We start from the raw sequence: 16,384 nt of genomic DNA, 5'->3' as shown, positions 1-16,384 counted from the left end.
TGATCATGAATAATACCGATGAGCCAGGGGCCTCACCTTGGCATGCTGGTGAGCGGCAGTTGCAAGAAAGTGTCGGTGTGGCGCAGCAGATGGAGCACTTTGGGCGAAAGGTTGTTCGCGATTACATGCCGGATCAGCATCGTTCGTTTTACAGCCAACTGCCTTATCTGGTGGTGGGCGCGGTCGACCAAAACGGCATCCCTTGGGCAACGTTGATCGAGGGCCCTCCAGGATTTGTTCACTCCCCGGACCCACGTAGCTTGCAGCTTGACCGCCTCCCCGCGGACGGCGACCCAGTCAAACCAGCCTTGGGAATGGGCGCCGCAGTCGGGCTACTTGGCATCGACTTGAAAACCCGAAGGCGCAATCGAATGAACGGCAATATCAACTCCGTCTCCTCTGACGGTGTTGGCGTTTCTGTCGTGCACGCTTTTGGCAACTGTCCTCAGTACATCCAGTTGCGAAGTGTCGAGCCGGTCAGCGTTGGGCGCGCCTCATCCGATGTTGCAGCAAACCGTCTGCACCAATTGGACGACGCGGCTGCACAGATGATTCGTCAGGCCGATACGTTCTTCCTCGCCAGCTACGTCGACCTCGAAGGAGACTCATCCAAGCGCTCGGTTGACGTTTCTCACCGCGGAGGTAATCCAGGTTTTGTCAGGGTCGAAGGCAACGTGCTGACGATTCCCGATTTCGCCGGCAATCTGCATTTCAATACATTGGGCAACCTGTTGCTCAACCCTAAAGCCGGTTTGGTTTTTGTCGATTTCTCGTCAGGTGATGTGCTCCAAGTGGCGGGGCGCACCGAGCTTATTCTTGAGGGGCCGCAGATCGCTGCATTCCAAGGGGCCGAGAGACTCTGGACCTTGACGGTGGAGCATGTCGTCCTGAGGCGAGCCGTATTGGCGCTGCGCTGGGTATTCGAAGGTTTCTCACCGAACAGCCTGATGACCGGCAGTTGGGAAAAAGCTGAAGGCCGCTTACAGGCCGATGCGCTGCGCGACCAATGGCGGCATCTGCGTGTCACCCGAATCGTTGAAGAGAGCAGCACCATTAGCTCTTTTTATCTGGAACCTGACGATGGTGCCGGGTTGCCGCGTTTCGAGGCGGGCCAGCATTTGCCGGTACGGTTTAGTCTGGTTGAAGGGCAGCCTCCCTTGGTCAGAACTTACAGTGTGTCGAGCGCACCTTCTGACAACTTCTTCCGGATCAGCGTCAAACGCGATGGTTTGATTTCGTCGCACTTGCACAGCAAGATTCGGGTCGGGGATCTCATCGAAGCCCGCGCCCCGCAGGGACGATTTACAGTGCAGGCCGATGAGCATCGGCCGTTGGTTCTATTGGCGGCTGGCGTCGGGGTCACGCCGCTGCTGTCGATGCTGCGCGAAGTCATCTACGAAGGAGAGCGAATTCGTCGTACTCGGCCAACCTGGTTTATTCAGAGTGCGCGTAGTCTGGCGGAGCTGGCATTTCGCGACGAACTGTTTGAGCTGGCGACACGTGCGAAAGACAAGATTCGCGCATTGCGACTTCTAAGTCAGCCGGAGCAGCATGCTCGTGAGGGTGAAGACTTCGAATTGGCTGGACGCGTGGATGTCGCATTGCTCAAGGCGCTGTTGCCGCTGGATGATTATGACTTTTACCTGTGCGGCCCCGGCGCGTTCACCCAAGCTCTATACGATGGGCTACGTGAACTGCGCATCGGCGATGATCGCATTCACGCTGAAACGTTTGGGCCTTCGACTCTGGTTCGGTTACGCGATCAGTTGACCCCGGCGGTAGAACAAGTTCCGGCAGCCAGTAGCCCAGTCAAAGTACTGTTCGCGACGTCTGCGAAAGAGGCGCGTTGGGAGCCAGGCAACGGCAGCTTGTTGGAGTTGGCTGAAAGTCGTGGTCTGAATCCGGACTTTAGTTGCCGCGGCGGGTCGTGTGGGACTTGTCGTACAAAATTGATCAGTGGCGAAGTGCACTATTTGAACTTGCCCGCTGAAATGCCGGCGCAGGGAGAGGTCTTGATTTGCTGCGCAGTACCAGCGCAAAGCAAGGAGGGCGACGCCCCCCTGATTTTGGATCTGTGATATGAACGCCTTCTCTATCGCTCATCCCGCGAGACGCGGGTTGAGCGCTTGAGCCAACCCACCTTCGCGGTCGAGTTGAGCTAGATCGTCAAATCCACCCACATGCCAGTCACCGATGAAAATTTGCGGAACGGTGCGACGGCCGCTGCGATTTATCATTTCGACTTTCTTATCAACTGACTGGACATCGATTTCGGTATAAGAAATACCCTTAGAGTTCAGCAGTTGCTTAGCACCACGGCAGTAAGGGCAGGTGCTGGTCGTGTAGATAGTGATGTGAGGCATGAAGAGTCCTCCTCGTTTAGACGATTTTCAGGCTGCGGCTTTTTCTACGCGAGCGTCAACCGACATGAAAATTGCCTTTAACAGATAGTTAAGTTGAGAAATATTTAGTTAGTACAGCCGCGACCTATCACGCTGTATTCAAGGACACGCGTGTCGCCGTGCGAATCTTTGTAGGTCATTTGCACTGGCACTGGACCGCAGACGTCTGCTGCTTCGGTGATGTTGATGACGTTGGCAATATCCAAGTGCATGCCATAGGCATACGGAGTCGCGGCTGGGGTAATCGAAGCGTCCTGTGCAAAGGCAGACAACGAAGCTGTCAGGGACAGCGCGATAAACAGAAATTTTTTCATGACGAATCCTCCATTAAGATTTGGTGAGTCAGTGAAGTGGATAAATTTGTTGAAGCAGGCCCGCTATGAGTGCGGACCGAATTACATTTCCAGTGGCCTTCTTAGAAGGGACCCAGTGGCAGAAACTTGCCGTCGATGCATGGTGTCGCTCCTGTCGGATACTTGAGTAAGAGTTGCTGCATAAGTGCTGCTTGGTGTGAAGCCATGTTCTGCCGTTTGCTCCATAGCGTCCAAGACCGATAAACAATGCTTCGCATAAGCCCTACCTATAGGTTTGAACCGGAGTGCTCATGAACGTGGAAAACTCGGAAGCAATCTTGCTGATTCCGGGTATTCACATGGTCAAAAAAAAGAATCGCATTGCTGCACGAGGGGGATGGCGAGATAAAAGAGCCCGCGTACGGCGGGCTTAGTGGCAGCATCTGTATTTATTGGCGGGAGGCAACTCGTCGTATAGCGCGGCTTTTCTACCTGTCTTCGTCAATTAGCGCGAGTACTTCTCAGGACGTCAGGCTTGCTGTACAAACGCCAGCCGCACTGCAAATCCAATCAGGAGGGTGCCGAAAAGCCATTGCTGAACTCGTTGCGCGGTGACGCTACGCTCCAGCCAACCCCCTACCCAAGCGCTGGCAGTGGCATAAATGCTGTCGAAAATCAGACCGGTGATTACGAGTACTACACCCAGTACTGCAAATTGCTCCGATACCGACGATCGATTCGGATCTATGAATTGCGGAAGCAGCACTGAGCAGAAAAGCAGCGCTTTCGGATTGAGTAAATTGGTGAAGAGCCCCCGTCGGATGGCCGCGCCCAAGCTAGACGTTACAGCTCCAGTTTCTGTAATGGCAGGGGCACTCATGCCACTGGTTTTGAACATCTGAATGCCTATCCAAAGTAGATAGGCCGCTCCTGCATATTTGACGACATCAAAAGTCCAAGGCAGCACCTTAAACATTGTTGCCATTCCCATAGCGGTCAAAGCCACATGGCAGGCACGCGCTAACGCGAGCCCCAACGCAGTCGCTAGCGCTGCGGCTCTACCTTGCTTTGCACCCGTTTGAAGCAGCAGGATCATGTCCGGACCGGGCATTAGAAAAATCATCGAGAGAGCGAGGAGGTACAGCGCTTTGTCTTCCATATTCGTGTTGCTCGGCAGGAAATGAGGAAGACAATTTTAGAGGGGAGGGGTAGGGCAGGTGGTTGCGTATCGAACTCCCAGGTCCACGCGTTTTGGCAGAATCTGCCCTTTGATAGTTAGAACAAGAGCCTATATGCCAACTGATCGTTTTGCGCAAATCCGACTTGGGCGGCTGGACTCTTGCCTGGCTGATGCCAGGAAGGAACCGCCAGGGCGTGCTGTTACTTCCCTTTACCAGTTTTTATGGCGCTGAAGTGATCACTCAGGGTGCCTTGAAAATGGTCAATCAGGAAGTTTATGAAGACGCGTGTTTTAGCTGGCAGTTCTTTCCTGGCCGAGTAGTAGACGGAGATTGAGCCCAGATCGACATACCATTCTGGTAATAGCCGTATCAGCTCACCCCGCTGTAACCAGGGCCATGCTCGCTCCAGAGGCACCAATGCCACGCCCAGTCCCATCAGGGCGCACATGCACAGGGCTTGCGGATCATTCATGATGGCGGTTGGTTTCAGGCTCAGATCAAACGTTTCGTCAGTCGAACTGCGCAACGTCCAGGTGCGTAAACGGTTGGTGTCGGTCGATCGCACGACAATGCCATCCTGGCCTTGCAAGTCCGCTGGCACAATCGGCAGTGGCTTGCCTTGGAGCCACTCCGGCGCCGCTACAGCGACGAGGTGTAACTTGGCCAGTTCACGCGCCACAACGCCCGGGCTTAATTCCATGCCGCCGCCAATCGCAACGTCAAAACCTTCACCTATCAAGTCAACACGGCGGATTTCGAGGTGCCAATCTGGCACAACGGAAGGGTACCGTTGCTTGAACGTTTTCAGCAGAGGCAGCACGTAGTCGTAGGCAAAGGACGGAGACATGTTGACCCGCAGCCTGCCGGTGGGCACATCGCGTGAGTCGCCGAGTTGAGCCATTGCGCCTTGGATCGTTTCGACACTCCCCGCCACCTGTTCATATAGCGCCTCACCGGCTTCGGTAAGGGACAGACTTCGCGTGCTGCGTTGAAACAATCGGGTGCCCAAGTTTGTTTCGAGGCGTGCAATGTTTTTGCTGACTGCGGCGGCGGAAATGCCCATCCGCCGAGCCGCTTCGGAAAAACTGCGAGCTTCGGCGGCTCGTAAAAATGATTCCAGATTGCCCAGACTGTCCACGCCTATCTCCAACTTTTGGTTGAAGCTGATTCTACTGATTGATGACTAATTTGCTGGTGAATTTGAGCCCATAGTGGTGGCCGACCGAATTTCTCACTCAAAACAGGTACAGCGTAATGGGCAAAATATTGATCACCGGCGCGACCGGAAAACTGGGTAGCGCAGTAGTGCGCTCGCTGGTCCGCAAGGTGCCTGCGGCAGATGTCGTCGCTTTGGTTCGAGAGGAGAGCAAAGCGCCGTGGTTGTCGGACCTGGGCGTCGAAGTGCGGCTGGGCGATTACACCGACGTCGAATCCCTGGTCAATGCCTTCGCCGGGGTGGAAAAAATCTATCTGGTGTCAGCCGTTGCTTTTAGCGATCGGGTAGGGCAACACCGAAACGTCATTCAGGCGGCACGTACGGCCGGTGTTCGACATGTGTTCTACACCAGCATTCAGCGCGTTAGCGATGACTTTTGTCCCATCGAGGGGGTCACTGCCAGCGACCTCGAAACAGAGGCGATGCTTAAATCATCCGGGCTGGATTACACCATTGTCCGGCATCCGCTTTATGCCAACGTGCTTGCGATGTACATCGGCGAAGATGCTCCGCAGAAGGGTTTCAGCGCACCCGCCGGTCAGGGGCGAGTGGCACTGACCAACATTGATGAACTAGCTGAAGGCGGGGCAACCCTGCTCAGTCAGCCGGGTCACGAGCACCGAGCTTATCTGCTTAATAGCGGACAAACCTGGTCGTTCGCAGACATCGCCACCGCGCTCTCGCGCATAACCGGAAAAGCCGTTCATTATCAGCCGATTTCGACCGCAGCCTTCATCGTCGCCCGCGAAGCCGAAGGTTGGCCGCCACATGTCGCGGCCTTCATCGGCGACTGGTATCGCGCTATCGAGAAAGGCGCATTTGATCAAACCAGTCGTACCCTTGAAGAACTGCTAGGTCGCAAGCCCAAAGATCTTGAGGACATCGTTAGAGATGCCTTCAAGCTCTGACGGTTCAGTTGGCTGTCCTGCAGCACAAATATGCCGAGCTCAGACTTTCTTTTTAGTGATCGAATTCTCCGACACAATTTCTCGGACGACGTTGACAAAAGCCCGAAGTCCCGCCGGCATATGGCGATTCGCAGGATAGTAAAGGCGCAGGCCCGGGTACGAAGGTGTCCAGTCCTCCAGCACTCGCATGAGCCTTCCGGACGCAATATGAGCAGAAGCGGCGAAATCATTAGTCCAGGCTACGCCGGCGCCTTGCAGAGCGGCCTCTAACATCAAGTGGTGGCTGTCGAGCGTCAACGACCCGCTGACCTCTATTGCTTGCTCTTCACCGCGCTTTTCGAACTCCCATTTGTAGATCGAGCCACTGGGGAAACGCACGCGTATGCAGTTATGCGCGAGCAGGTCTGCCGGAACCTTGGGTTTTTTGAATTTCGCGAAGTACTGGGGTGAAGCGACCACCGCAAAACGGAGTGGGGGAGTGATCGCAATGGCGATCATGTCCTGCGGGACGCTTTCCGCCAACCGTATGCCGGCGTCGAATCCACCAGCAACAATGTCAACCAGACTTCTATCGGTAACGATGTCTACCCGCATGTCTGGATAACGCCTTAGGTACTCGAGAACCACTGGCGTCAGCACCATTTGCGCAGCACCTTCGGAGGTGTTCAGGCGCAGGGTTCCGGCCGGCGTATCACGGAATTCGCTTACCGCCTCCATTGCCGCGGATATGTCTCGCAGAGCGGGCTGCACCCGAACCAGAAATTGCTCCCCGGCTTCAGTCAGGGAAACGCTTCGCGTGGTTCTGTGGAACAACCTCACGCCAAGGCGTTTCTCCAGTGCAGCGATCGCATGACTGAGTGCTGATGGCGACATTCCCAATTCCACGGCCGCACGACGAAAGCTGCGATGAGTAGAAACGGCGACTACGGCGTTAAGTTCAAGAAGCCCGGATTTCTGCATTGTGCTAATTCCTGCATCAGTTCATCCGATATTAGCCTGATTGTTTGCGACAGTGCTGAGGCTTATCTTCGTCCACAGCCGTTACTGCTTTGGAATTGAAGGACGCTTGATCCGCCGGCACCCGGTGATCCCGCAAGTCATTTCGACTCAGCGGCCATTCAACATGCGAGGAACAATTCATGACGCGTATCACTACACCGTTCGGGTTTCACTCAACCGCACAAGAGGTCATTGAAGGGGTCGACCTCACTGGTAAAAGGGCGATCGTAACGGGCGGAGCTTCCGGTATTGGTATCGAGACAGCGCGCGCATTGGTCAATGCCGGCGCCAACGTGACACTGGCAGTACGGCGTCCGGAAGCGGCAGAATCGGTAGCCGCCGAACTGCGCTCCGAAGGCAAGGGCACCGTAGATATCCGCTCAATCGATCTGGCGGATCTGTCCTCTGTGAAATCGTTCGCTGATTCTTGGTCAGAGCCTCTTGATATCTTGGTCAATAACGCAGGGATCATGGCCGTTCCTGAGCGGGAACTGACATCGCAGGGCTGGGAAATGCAGTTCGCAACCAATTTTCTCGGCCATTTTGCGCTCGTGCTAGGTTTGCAGGACGCTCTGATCAGAGCCGAAGGAGCCCGAATTGTATCGCTGAGTTCAAACGCTAATCTGATGGGCCCGGTGGTTTTCGATGACATCAATTTCGACTTCCGCACATACGATGCTTTCGCGTCATATGCCCAGGCCAAGTCGGCATGCGCGCTCATTGCGGTAGAGATCACCCGCCGCTGGGCGGAGCGAGGTATTTTCGCTAACGCTTTGAACCCTGGGGCAATCGCAACCAATCTTCAGAAGCACACCGGTGGGCTAAAGACGCCAATTGAACGTCAGAAGAACGTACAGCAGGGTGCCGCGACATCCGTATTACTGGCGGCGTCTCCGCTGTTGGAAGGCATTGGTGGTCGTTATTTCGAGGACTGTAATGAAGCGCTGGTGGTCACCAAAAGGCCTGCCGATTACACGGGCGTTGCACCTTACGCTGTAGACCCTGATAACGCGCAGCGGTTGTGGGAAGTTGCCACGCGGATGATTGGGTGAGCGGAGGAAGACCCGGCGCACCAGCCGAAACAGATGGTACAACTGTTGCCCGGGCCGTTATTTTGAACGTTTTGGGGGGTTGTGAGATTTCGTTCGTAGGTGACTGGGAACAGACAGTAGGGATTAGCGCTGGGTGTAATACATGATTTAACATAATATACATTACACGTAACAACGTATTTCAGATTTGCCCCGGTTACCCGCAGGATTGAAGCTCTGTCAGCAACCACTAATAAATGGAAAGCGCCGCTAGGCCGTAACCATCTGTTTTAACTGGCTATATTTTTTACTGCCAACGTTTGCCTCCAGCCGTTTGGTCACAGATCGCCGGAAAGTCACTCTCTACAAGCCTCCTGATCATCGTTCTCGGCTTTTCCATTTAATAACGATTTTGCGCGAGCTCATATTTCTGCCGAACAATGACCATCACTCAAGTGAAAACCACTCTAACGCTATGAGTTTCATAAGATTATTCGTCTGTTGCTACCTGGTAAGCTGAGCGTATGCCCGAGCGATACCGCATTGAAACCCGTCCAATAGTCATCAGTCAGCGGAAAAACAGTGACTCAAATCTCTATTTTCCGCGTTATAACGACCAGGTCTGGCCCGCATCCCACGAATTAGTGACCTATGCTTATTCGAGGTCTTGCGCTAACGAATTGATTTTTAGTTACCTGTGGTGCTTGTTCCGCTTCGGCAGTGAAATTTCGCACCCAAGGGTTTCCGTCGAATTCTGATCATGCTCAGCATTCAGCGGATAATAATCGCGCTTTTGTGGCGCTATCGACCTCGTCCGAGGTTGTCCCCTGAGATTTGTAGATCTAATATAACGCGCGTATTGCTATCACTCGTGATGGTCATCATTGGACTTGGCAGTAGTCGAGCCTCCTCATACAGCACTTCTAACAGACCGATCTCAATCTGAACGCACGTGTGCATTTTCGGCTTTCTGGTGGATGAGACCTAAACGCTCGAAAACTAAGCAGCATTAAGACTGATGCATGATTTATACAATTGGGTATAGTCTACGGACCGATGCGCTGCCAATCGCACAGCGCTCTAACTTGGTTAATGGGTTAGCTCGACTAAACATCTATTTAGTTGAGTTATTAATATGATCCTTGCACCTTCATTCCTTCTTACCCACTCTACAACTTCTGCGTCATACAGATTGTACGCGATCGTCGATATTTGGATCACCTTTCAATAATCCTCTAAAATACTCTTGCCCTGACCAGCTTATCTCTTAGAGAGGTCGTCTTGCCCGTGCAGCCCTCCAAGACTGGATGAAACATATACCCTCTCTCACCCCGTGGCACAGACTACAAATTCTCTTTGAAGTCTTCACCGCTCGCCCTGACACCGAAAGGACCATAAGCGAAAGTCGCGCGGCGGCAAATGTTATAAACAAATCTTGCCAGCTCTGCTTCCTAACTTCGCCCCAAGTTTAAACTTTGGCTTAAAATCAATTTCTTTACATCCAGCTCATAATTTCATTACTATTTAGGCTTTGTTTGTAAGTGCCGCCGCCGGCACCGTAAGTGCAAGGTCGTTTGTCGATGGTCGTCTCCCCTCCTCCTAGCCAGCATGGCATAATAAACAACTTCACGCGGTGGCACTGGGTATCCCGTGGCAACGGGTCGTATCCGTCAGGCCAACACACCTTTCGAAAAAGCCTAGACATATGCTCAGTGGATCTTCTTCTTGCCTGGCGCCACCATTTGAATCTGGGTCTCATCGGCGTGGACTACGCCCTCGGCCAACACCGCCTCGCGCAACGCATAGACCAAAGGTTGAGGTGCTGGACAATATTCGCCTCTCCAATGCCATTGTGGCAGAACTCGACTATGCCATTGACCGCGAGCAAAAAAGCCCCGATGAGGCCGCCCACGACAGGTTGTGTGAACACCCTGAAACACTCCTCTGCTGAGCCTGCTGCTGGCTTTCCTGCAACTGCTGGCGTACCTCGTCGCGCTGGCCGAGCAGTTCCTCACGCTGCTGATGCAGGTCGTCGATCTGCGTCAAGCGCTGGGTCAGCAGTTGCTCCAAGTCGGAGAGTCGGATCTCGGCTGCCTGCGGGCGGCCAGCGCCTCGGCCGTTTGCTGACGAACCTGCGCGGCTTCCAGTCGGCCCCGGGCTTCAACGGTCGCCAACTGTTTGCGCTCTTCGGCCAGCACTTGGCGCTGGCCGGCTAGTGATTGTTCATCCACGCCCTGCGCCAGCGTGGTTGCCTGCTGCCAGATGGCAACAAAGGCCTATTGCGGTTTAAGCGTGGCTCCCATCCAATGTGAAAATACGACCCCAATCTCGAGCCAACAATGTTCGACACGCGATCTCTGATCCCCCGAAACAGCGTCTTGAGACCGTCTGCATGCTTGCTTCAGTTACATAGAAAATTGACTCACCATTTTCATTGAGCAAAATGCCACCCGCACCTCGCAACAATGCGTGTCCTGCAACGACGTCATGTGCAGAAACCGCGTATAGAGAAACTCCGCAGACTCCATCTCCTGCGGCGACTTTTGCAAGCCTATAGGCAATTGAGGGCATCGCAACAAAACTGCTGGGGGTGCAGAGCTCACGATTGATCTCTGGCTTGATGATCGCGGCGGCACTCACCATCACGTAGGAGCTGCTCGACAACGCCAGTCCAGTAAGCTTTCTTGCTACTGGCTGTCCATTGCGTAACAAGTCGGGTAGTCCCTCAGACCAGGCGATGCAATCAGGCGAGCCCTCAGCAGTGACTGGTGCGTAGACCACGCCCAATACCGGAATTTGCTTATGCAAAAGGCCGACAGAAATGGCAGACCCTTTGAGACCTTTGAGAAAATCACTCGTACCGTCGTTAGGATCGACGACCCAACACCAGGAATGTCCCGTGAGGCTATGTCCGGTTTCCTCGCCCCAGAAGTCACAAGGAAAAAGTCCTAGAAGTTGCTGGCGTAGAACACATTCGATTTCTATGTCTACTATGGCCTTATCGCCCTTCCCTCGTGGTCCATTTACCCTCGCCCATTCCGCAATAAGTAGCTGCCCCGCGCGGATAACTACCTCGATAGTCTGAGTGAGTAGCATTGGAAGATCTGATTTGTGCATGGGGCTCTCAACATCGGAAGAAATACTGGGACGCTTGATGAGGGTTAGGCTGTCAGCTAGGCAATTCAGATTTGTCTATGCATCCAGGGGGCATTCTTTGACCACATGTAATGGGTCGAAAATACGCATGTGCAGCCACGGTCACGTTGAGGATTAGGGTTATGCTAGCCGCCCGCAAGGCGCCCAGCAGGTTCTTGTTCTATTCCGAATTGCGAGGCCGCATCAATAAATCTATGTGCTGCTTCATTAGATCTATTTGCCATCATGCGCTGAGCTTCGGCCTCAAATTGAGCTTTTAAAAACCACTTAGACGTTTTGACTTTACGTCTTCCTTTCATGGCCGCCTCTCGTGAACACGGTTGGGTAAGCGTGCTTCTTCGTCGCGCTCGTCGTGGCCTATCGCCGGCAGCGATGATTAGCGTGGAGGTCGATAAGTTTGAAAGCCTGAAGTATCCGTACCCTCCTCCCCGGTTTGATCTTCAAAAAGGTCTCCGTTGGGATTGAGCTACGGTACCAATGGAGAGTCGACAACTACTCAGGGGCATCCTCCTCATCAGGTAGATTTACTGCGTTGACCATTCGAGTGATGACGATAGACAACCAGGTTTGATGGGCGACAAGCTCTGGATCAACGTCACCATCCGCATTGGACGTTTCATAGAGTGATCTCCAGCCCAGGATATCTGCTGGGTCGACCATAGCGTTGTCTCTAAATACAGCTTTTGAAGCAAGCCGGTAGGCGTATGTATCCAAGCAAGCGTCATCCGCTAACCTTAGCTCGACTCGGCCAAAATCAAATACATTCTCAGCGATCCATCGCGGAGAGCCGTTAAGTTTTGGAGGAATTGCCAGCAGGACACCAACGATGACTTTATCTGAATCAGGCCGATCCATTTCGTTGAACAGGTCGATCAGATGTTGGCCGGAGAAGCGTTTGACTATCTCTATGCCCTGCTCCGGCTGAGCAACGTTCGCCACCGCGACCATCAGCATGGTTGAAGGACTTTGTTCATGACTCGTCGTAGATAACTGACGGGCGCTAATCTGAAGTGCGGGCATAAATCTCTCTCAAAATGAACACTATAGATTGTAGCTCTATAGAGTTCAAAAAGGCTTGATCGTTCCTTTTGTGGATTAAGCAAAATGGAACTGAAGGAAGCGTTCGCCATTGCGTTACGTAACACACGGCTTCGCCGGGGCTTGACCCAAGAAGATTTTGGAATCGTCAGTAGCAGGACATATCTCAGTACGCTTGAGCGCGGCCTTAAGAACGTTACATTGGAAAAGGCATCGGAGCTTGCCGACAGAATGGGGGTGCACCCGCTTACCCTCCTCCTTGAGAGTTTTTTGCTCCTCGATCCGGATACAGATTTAGACTCGCTGCTTGAACGTATTCGGCGTGAGATCAATACGGACCAAAACTCTTAGAGAGGAGCCGGTGATGTCGCATTAGTGCGGAGCGTCGTTTGGCGTCTCGTACTGAGTCAGGCATATCGACCTTGAGCAACTTGAGGGTTCCGGGGAAGTCTCCTAGTCAATCTCAAGGTATACGAGAATCTCCAGCATGGCCCCGATGGCGTGCTGGCCAGGAAGGCGACTGGTTTCCGGCGATATTTCACCTGCCGTTGACCAGCCTCTCCCTGCGGCCTGTCCTATCTGCAAAGTGCTAACGCGCCATAGAATCAGAATGCTAACCCTTCTGCTAACTGAATCAGCATCTCCTCAACCCGGCGGGTGCCCTGGATGGTTGAAAGCATCGCAATTGGGCTTTTACCCGAAAAGCAATCCTTGGACTTGTAGAGCCAGTGCTTGGCCTTTTCGTCGTCCCCGAAGAGCGTCTGGGCCATGGCGATGATGTGTGCAACACGAAACAGGTGATCGCTCTCGTCCACCGTCAATCGCTGGCCGCGCGCCAGCTTGGTTTTGAGAGCTTTGGGCGAAATTATCTGGTCGTGCTCTAGCGGACTCATTCTGCCAAAGTCGCAAAGGGCTTTCACATTACCAGCCGAGAAACCAGCTTCGATCAGTTCGTGGATGTCCCGATCTGAAGCGTCCGTGGGGATCTGGAGAAGTACTTCCAACCGCACCCGGTAGGCACCATAAGCATTCTCGCGCAGAATTTCAGCAAACATAGGGCACCCTCTTGTTCTGCATTTTCGGTGCACCTTTCGCGACAGGCAGCGACCGTCCATCACCGGCCGGTAATATCCGTCCGAGTAGAACTAATCATGAGCATAATGAAACGTCCCCTACGATGGAATGAGAGTTAAACGATCATGAGCGAAAACGAACGCTGGACAGTCAAATGCCAGGAAACCGCGGATGGAACTGGCGACGTCATCGTTGATCTGCCACCAGAACTGCTTGCGAGATTAGGTTTAGGCCTCGGAGACGAGTTAACTATCGAGATGGTAGATGGCGCGATAGTCCTGAAACCGAAGCACAATACGTCGTCCTCGTCCTGAACTTTGCTCTACTCGTCAGAATTGCCTCGATTTGTCGAAAACCGGTAAGAACCCAAGCCCGCTTCCCATTGCGGTTTTTTGACTTGGGATCGCCTTCGAAATTCCATCTTTTTCAAGCAAGAATATTGATCGCCCCTCTATCCAGCGTCGATTCTCCGAGGACGAACACGGCTACCAATCTGGTTGAATCCCTATCATTTCCCAAAGCTTTGGTTGAGTTGGGCTGGAAAATACCTGCAGTGAGCAATACCCTGCGTGTATCCGCCGAACGTTACGAGCTGAAATATGTCAGGGACTAAGATATTTGAAAGCCCACGTTGGCTGCGCGACCTGTTGCGCTTCCTGCCGCTGAAGAGCCAATTCGTACTGTCAGGCAACATTCGCGATCTGCAAGCAAGCGAAGTGACACCTGGGACAGTAACCGCGCAGAGCTTCAATCAGACCCTTTGTAATGCCCTGCTCGATGCAGGCTATGCCCACGTGCTTGTCTGGGACCCGGTATCCGGTTTCCGGTCCATTGGTAGGCCCGGTACTGATCCTGCAACTGGCCAGACATTCATGCAGGAACTTGGTTTGACCCTAATTGACGGGGTCGCGCCAGCAGGTATCGATCTGTTAAGCGCCACCTTACCGCGCCTGATGGGCCGAACCGGCGAGCCCGTCGCGCTGTTGGTTGACTTCGCTTCGCGCCTAGTAATGCGCAACGATTCACTCAACGCTGCTGAACACCAACTGTTCACCCAAGCTCTTGTGCAATCCCATCAGGCCCGTAGCCGTCCCGCGACTGAGTTGCGTAAACCGTTCTTTAACTCTCTGATCTGGCTAGTGGAAAAGGAAGGTGATCTACCTGATTGGTTTTTGGTCGACAACCCACGCCTTCGCCATATTCCGGTGTCCAAACCTGATCAAGTTGTCCGCCGAGCACTCGCGCCCGCTCTGCTAAAAGCGCTCACAGGTAGTCAGGGCGCCAGCGAAGAAACCACTACCCAGGCTGTTGAAGCGTTTGTACAAAACACTGAGGGGCTGTTGTTGCTCGATCTCAGTGCCATCGCGCAATTGGCACGGGTAGAGAATGTACCAATGGAAAAGATCGCCGACGCCGTGCGCCGGTATAAGATCGGTGTTACCGAAGACCCTTGGCTAAAAATTGATCGTCAGCGAATTCGCCAGGCAGACGCCATCGTTCACCAGCGGGTCAAAGGCCAAGAGCATGCAGTGACTCACATGCTCGACATCGTCAAGCGCGCGATGACCGGTGTCGGCGCCGCCCGCAAGGGCAATCGGCCCAGGGGCGTGGCCTTCCTCGCCGGCCCGACCGGGGTGGGCAAAACTGAATTGGCCAAGACCATCACCAGTCTGCTGTTTGGCGACGAAAGCGCGTATATACGCTTCGACATGTCAGAATTTAGTGCTGAACATGCAGATCAGCGCTTGATCGGCGCACCGCCCGGCTACGTTGGCTATGACGTCGGCGGCGAGTTGACCAATGCGATTCGGGAGAAACCGTTCAGCGTGGTGCTATTCGATGAAATTGAAAAAGCCCACCCCCGCATCTTCGACAAATTTCTGCAGATCCTTGATGACGGTGTACTCACCTCCGGCCGCGGAGATCGAGTGTACTTCTCTGAAGCACTGATTGTGTTCACCTCCAACTTGGGCATCTACCGTCAAGGCGACAACGGCGAACGGGTGGCTAATGTGCTGCCTGGCGAAGCCTTCGAACAGGTTCAGAACAAGGTGCATAGCGAGATCGACCGGCATTTCAAGCTGGTGCTGAACCGACCGGAAATTCTCAATCGTATTGGCGAGAACATTATCGTCTTCGACTTTATCCGCGAGGATGTCGCCGTACAAATCTTCGAGCAGATGGTCAACGCTACCTTTAGCGACCTCCAGGGACAGGAGCTGTTTATAGAATTGACAGCCGAGGCACGCCAAACCCTGCACAGCCTTTGCTTGCAGGACCTATCCAACGGTGGACGGGGTATCCGCAACCAGTTGGAAGCACGCCTGCTCAACCCCTTGTCGCGAGCGTTGTTCGACCAGGATGCGCAGCCAGGTGAACACTTTACGATCACCAAGTTGACTAATAGTGGACTGATGATGGAACGTCATTGAGCATGGACTTGAGCCTGTCGCGCGTGCATTTTCCGGTCACTACCCTGGGCCCCGGCCAGCGCTTGGGCATCTGGTTTCAAGGCTGCAGCATCCGATGTCCTGGCTGTATTTCTGCCGATACATGGGGGCCAGGGCAGTGTCGACTGTCAACGGCACAACTGCTGGATCAGATCACGCCCTGGCTGGACGTGGCAGACGGCATCACGATTTCAGGCGGCGAACCGTTCGATCAGTTTGATGCCTTGATCCGCCTGCTCCAAGGCCTGCGTCGTCTTAGTCAGGTCGATATTCTCGTTTACAGCGGTTATTCCCTGGAACACCTCGATGACCAACTGCGCCAGGCCAGCGGCCTGATCGATGCGTTGATCAGCGACCCCTACGACGAAGCCACCAGCCAAACTATGGCTCTGCGCGGAAGTGACAACCAACGCCTTAACTTGCTTACCCCCTTGGGTCGGGCGCGCTTGGGCGACTTTGAACGCATACTGATGACCACCGACAAGGCACTCGACCTAATGTTCGACGAAACGGGCAGCGTGTGGATGGCCGGTATTCCTCGGCGCGGTGATTTGCTGCGTTTGCGCGACCTGCTGCAGGACCAGGGCCATCAATTACAGATCAGCGCACACGCAACGCGACGCCGCTGAATGGAGT

General features: G+C 53.9%; 17 protein-coding genes and 1 pseudogene. 7 read left to right on the top strand and 11 right to left on the bottom strand.

All coding sequences use genetic code 11. The annotated features are described in order from the left end of the window. Positions 1 to 5: 5 nt before the first annotated feature. A complete protein-coding gene (locus tag BI292_RS01750; protein WP_101206781.1) occupies positions 6 to 2,078 on the top strand; it encodes a pyridoxamine 5'-phosphate oxidase family protein in 2,073 nt (690 codons plus the stop codon). A 21-nt stretch (positions 2,079 to 2,099) separates the two neighbouring features. On the opposite strand, the gene grxC is transcribed toward BI292_RS01750, so the two are convergent. From grxC to BI292_RS01730, 4 genes are all read right to left on the bottom strand, one after another. Beyond that, entirely contained in the window at positions 2,100 to 2,363 is a 264-nt protein-coding gene (grxC, locus tag BI292_RS01745) for a glutaredoxin 3 (RefSeq protein ID WP_101206780.1), read from the bottom strand. 104 nt (positions 2,364 to 2,467) lie between these two features. Then, complete coding sequence (locus tag BI292_RS01740) at positions 2,468 to 2,716, bottom strand: DUF2790 domain-containing protein (protein ID WP_101206779.1); 249 nt, start codon at positions 2,714 to 2,716, stop codon at positions 2,468 to 2,470. Positions 2,717 to 3,224: 508 nt separating this feature from the next. After that, positions 3,225 to 3,854 (bottom strand): LysE family translocator, encoded by a 630-nt coding sequence (locus tag BI292_RS01735; protein WP_101206778.1) that lies wholly within the window; start codon positions 3,852 to 3,854, stop codon positions 3,225 to 3,227. Positions 3,855 to 4,075: 221 nt separating this feature from the next. Next, positions 4,076 to 5,014 (bottom strand): LysR family transcriptional regulator, encoded by a 939-nt coding sequence (locus BI292_RS01730; RefSeq protein WP_101206777.1) that lies wholly within the window; start codon positions 5,012 to 5,014, stop codon positions 4,076 to 4,078. 116 nt (positions 5,015 to 5,130) lie between these two features. On the opposite strand from BI292_RS01730, the gene BI292_RS01725 reads away from it, so the two are divergent. Beyond that, the gene (locus BI292_RS01725; RefSeq protein ID WP_101206776.1) at positions 5,131 to 6,000 is read left to right on the top strand and encodes an SDR family oxidoreductase; all 870 of its coding nucleotides are present in this window, start codon (positions 5,131 to 5,133) and stop codon (positions 5,998 to 6,000) included. A 39-nt stretch (positions 6,001 to 6,039) separates the two neighbouring features. On the opposite strand, the gene BI292_RS01720 is transcribed toward BI292_RS01725, so the two are convergent. After that, the gene (locus BI292_RS01720) at positions 6,040 to 6,960 is read right to left on the bottom strand and encodes a LysR family transcriptional regulator (RefSeq protein ID WP_101206775.1); all 921 of its coding nucleotides are present in this window, start codon (positions 6,958 to 6,960) and stop codon (positions 6,040 to 6,042) included. 179 nt (positions 6,961 to 7,139) lie between these two features. Between BI292_RS01720 and BI292_RS01715 the strand changes: the two genes are divergently transcribed. Next, a complete protein-coding gene (locus BI292_RS01715; protein WP_101206774.1) occupies positions 7,140 to 8,051 on the top strand; it encodes an SDR family NAD(P)-dependent oxidoreductase in 912 nt (303 codons plus the stop codon). A 1,691-nt stretch (positions 8,052 to 9,742) separates the two neighbouring features. Here BI292_RS01715 and BI292_RS28740 read toward each other — a convergent pair. The 5 genes and pseudogenes from BI292_RS28740 to BI292_RS01695 all read right to left on the bottom strand — a co-directional run. Beyond that, positions 9,743 to 9,850, bottom strand: a pseudogene (locus tag BI292_RS28740) (transposase); the annotation flags it as partial. Between the two features lie 46 nt (positions 9,851 to 9,896). Continuing rightward, positions 9,897 to 10,100: a hypothetical protein gene (locus BI292_RS29395; RefSeq protein WP_178076509.1), complete on the bottom strand. Its 204-nt coding sequence runs from the start codon at positions 10,098 to 10,100 to the stop codon at positions 9,897 to 9,899. Positions 10,101 to 10,316: 216 nt separating this feature from the next. Continuing rightward, the gene (locus BI292_RS01700) at positions 10,317 to 11,147 is read right to left on the bottom strand and encodes an inositol monophosphatase family protein (RefSeq protein ID WP_101206772.1); all 831 of its coding nucleotides are present in this window, start codon (positions 11,145 to 11,147) and stop codon (positions 10,317 to 10,319) included. A gap of 164 nt (positions 11,148 to 11,311) precedes the next feature. Continuing rightward, positions 11,312 to 11,485 (bottom strand): hypothetical protein, encoded by a 174-nt coding sequence (locus BI292_RS28895; protein WP_178076511.1) that lies wholly within the window; start codon positions 11,483 to 11,485, stop codon positions 11,312 to 11,314. A 193-nt stretch (positions 11,486 to 11,678) separates the two neighbouring features. Then, positions 11,679 to 12,206 (bottom strand): hypothetical protein, encoded by a 528-nt coding sequence (locus BI292_RS01695; protein WP_256592601.1) that lies wholly within the window; start codon positions 12,204 to 12,206, stop codon positions 11,679 to 11,681. An 84-nt stretch (positions 12,207 to 12,290) separates the two neighbouring features. Here BI292_RS01695 and BI292_RS01690 point away from each other — a divergent pair, with 84 nt between their 5' ends. Continuing rightward, positions 12,291 to 12,575 (top strand): helix-turn-helix domain-containing protein, encoded by a 285-nt coding sequence (locus tag BI292_RS01690; protein WP_019649822.1) that lies wholly within the window; start codon positions 12,291 to 12,293, stop codon positions 12,573 to 12,575. A gap of 254 nt (positions 12,576 to 12,829) precedes the next feature. Here BI292_RS01690 and BI292_RS01685 read toward each other — a convergent pair whose 3' ends face one another. Continuing rightward, on the bottom strand, positions 12,830 to 13,279 hold the full coding sequence (locus BI292_RS01685; RefSeq protein ID WP_101206770.1) for an antitoxin Xre/MbcA/ParS toxin-binding domain-containing protein: 450 nt from the start codon (positions 13,277 to 13,279) through the stop codon (positions 12,830 to 12,832). 144 nt (positions 13,280 to 13,423) lie between these two features. On the opposite strand from BI292_RS01685, the gene BI292_RS29070 reads away from it, so the two are divergent. The 3 genes from BI292_RS29070 (at position 13,424) to BI292_RS01670 (ending at position 16,377) form a co-directional block, all read left to right on the top strand. Further along, positions 13,424 to 13,612 (top strand): AbrB/MazE/SpoVT family DNA-binding domain-containing protein, encoded by a 189-nt coding sequence (locus BI292_RS29070; protein WP_101206769.1) that lies wholly within the window; start codon positions 13,424 to 13,426, stop codon positions 13,610 to 13,612. 285 nt (positions 13,613 to 13,897) lie between these two features. Continuing rightward, entirely contained in the window at positions 13,898 to 15,730 is a 1,833-nt protein-coding gene (locus BI292_RS01675) for an AAA family ATPase (RefSeq protein ID WP_101206768.1), read from the top strand. A 2-nt stretch (positions 15,731 to 15,732) separates the two neighbouring features. Then, a complete protein-coding gene (locus BI292_RS01670) occupies positions 15,733 to 16,377 on the top strand; it encodes a 4Fe-4S single cluster domain-containing protein (RefSeq protein WP_101206767.1) in 645 nt (214 codons plus the stop codon). Positions 16,378 to 16,384 lie beyond the last annotated feature (7 nt).

The organism is Pseudomonas sp. 43NM1 (genome assembly GCF_002836905.1).
Taxonomy (GTDB): Bacteria; Pseudomonadota; Gammaproteobacteria; order Pseudomonadales; family Pseudomonadaceae; genus Aquipseudomonas; species Aquipseudomonas prosekii.
This window is presented reverse-complemented; position numbering and strand designations above follow the sequence as displayed.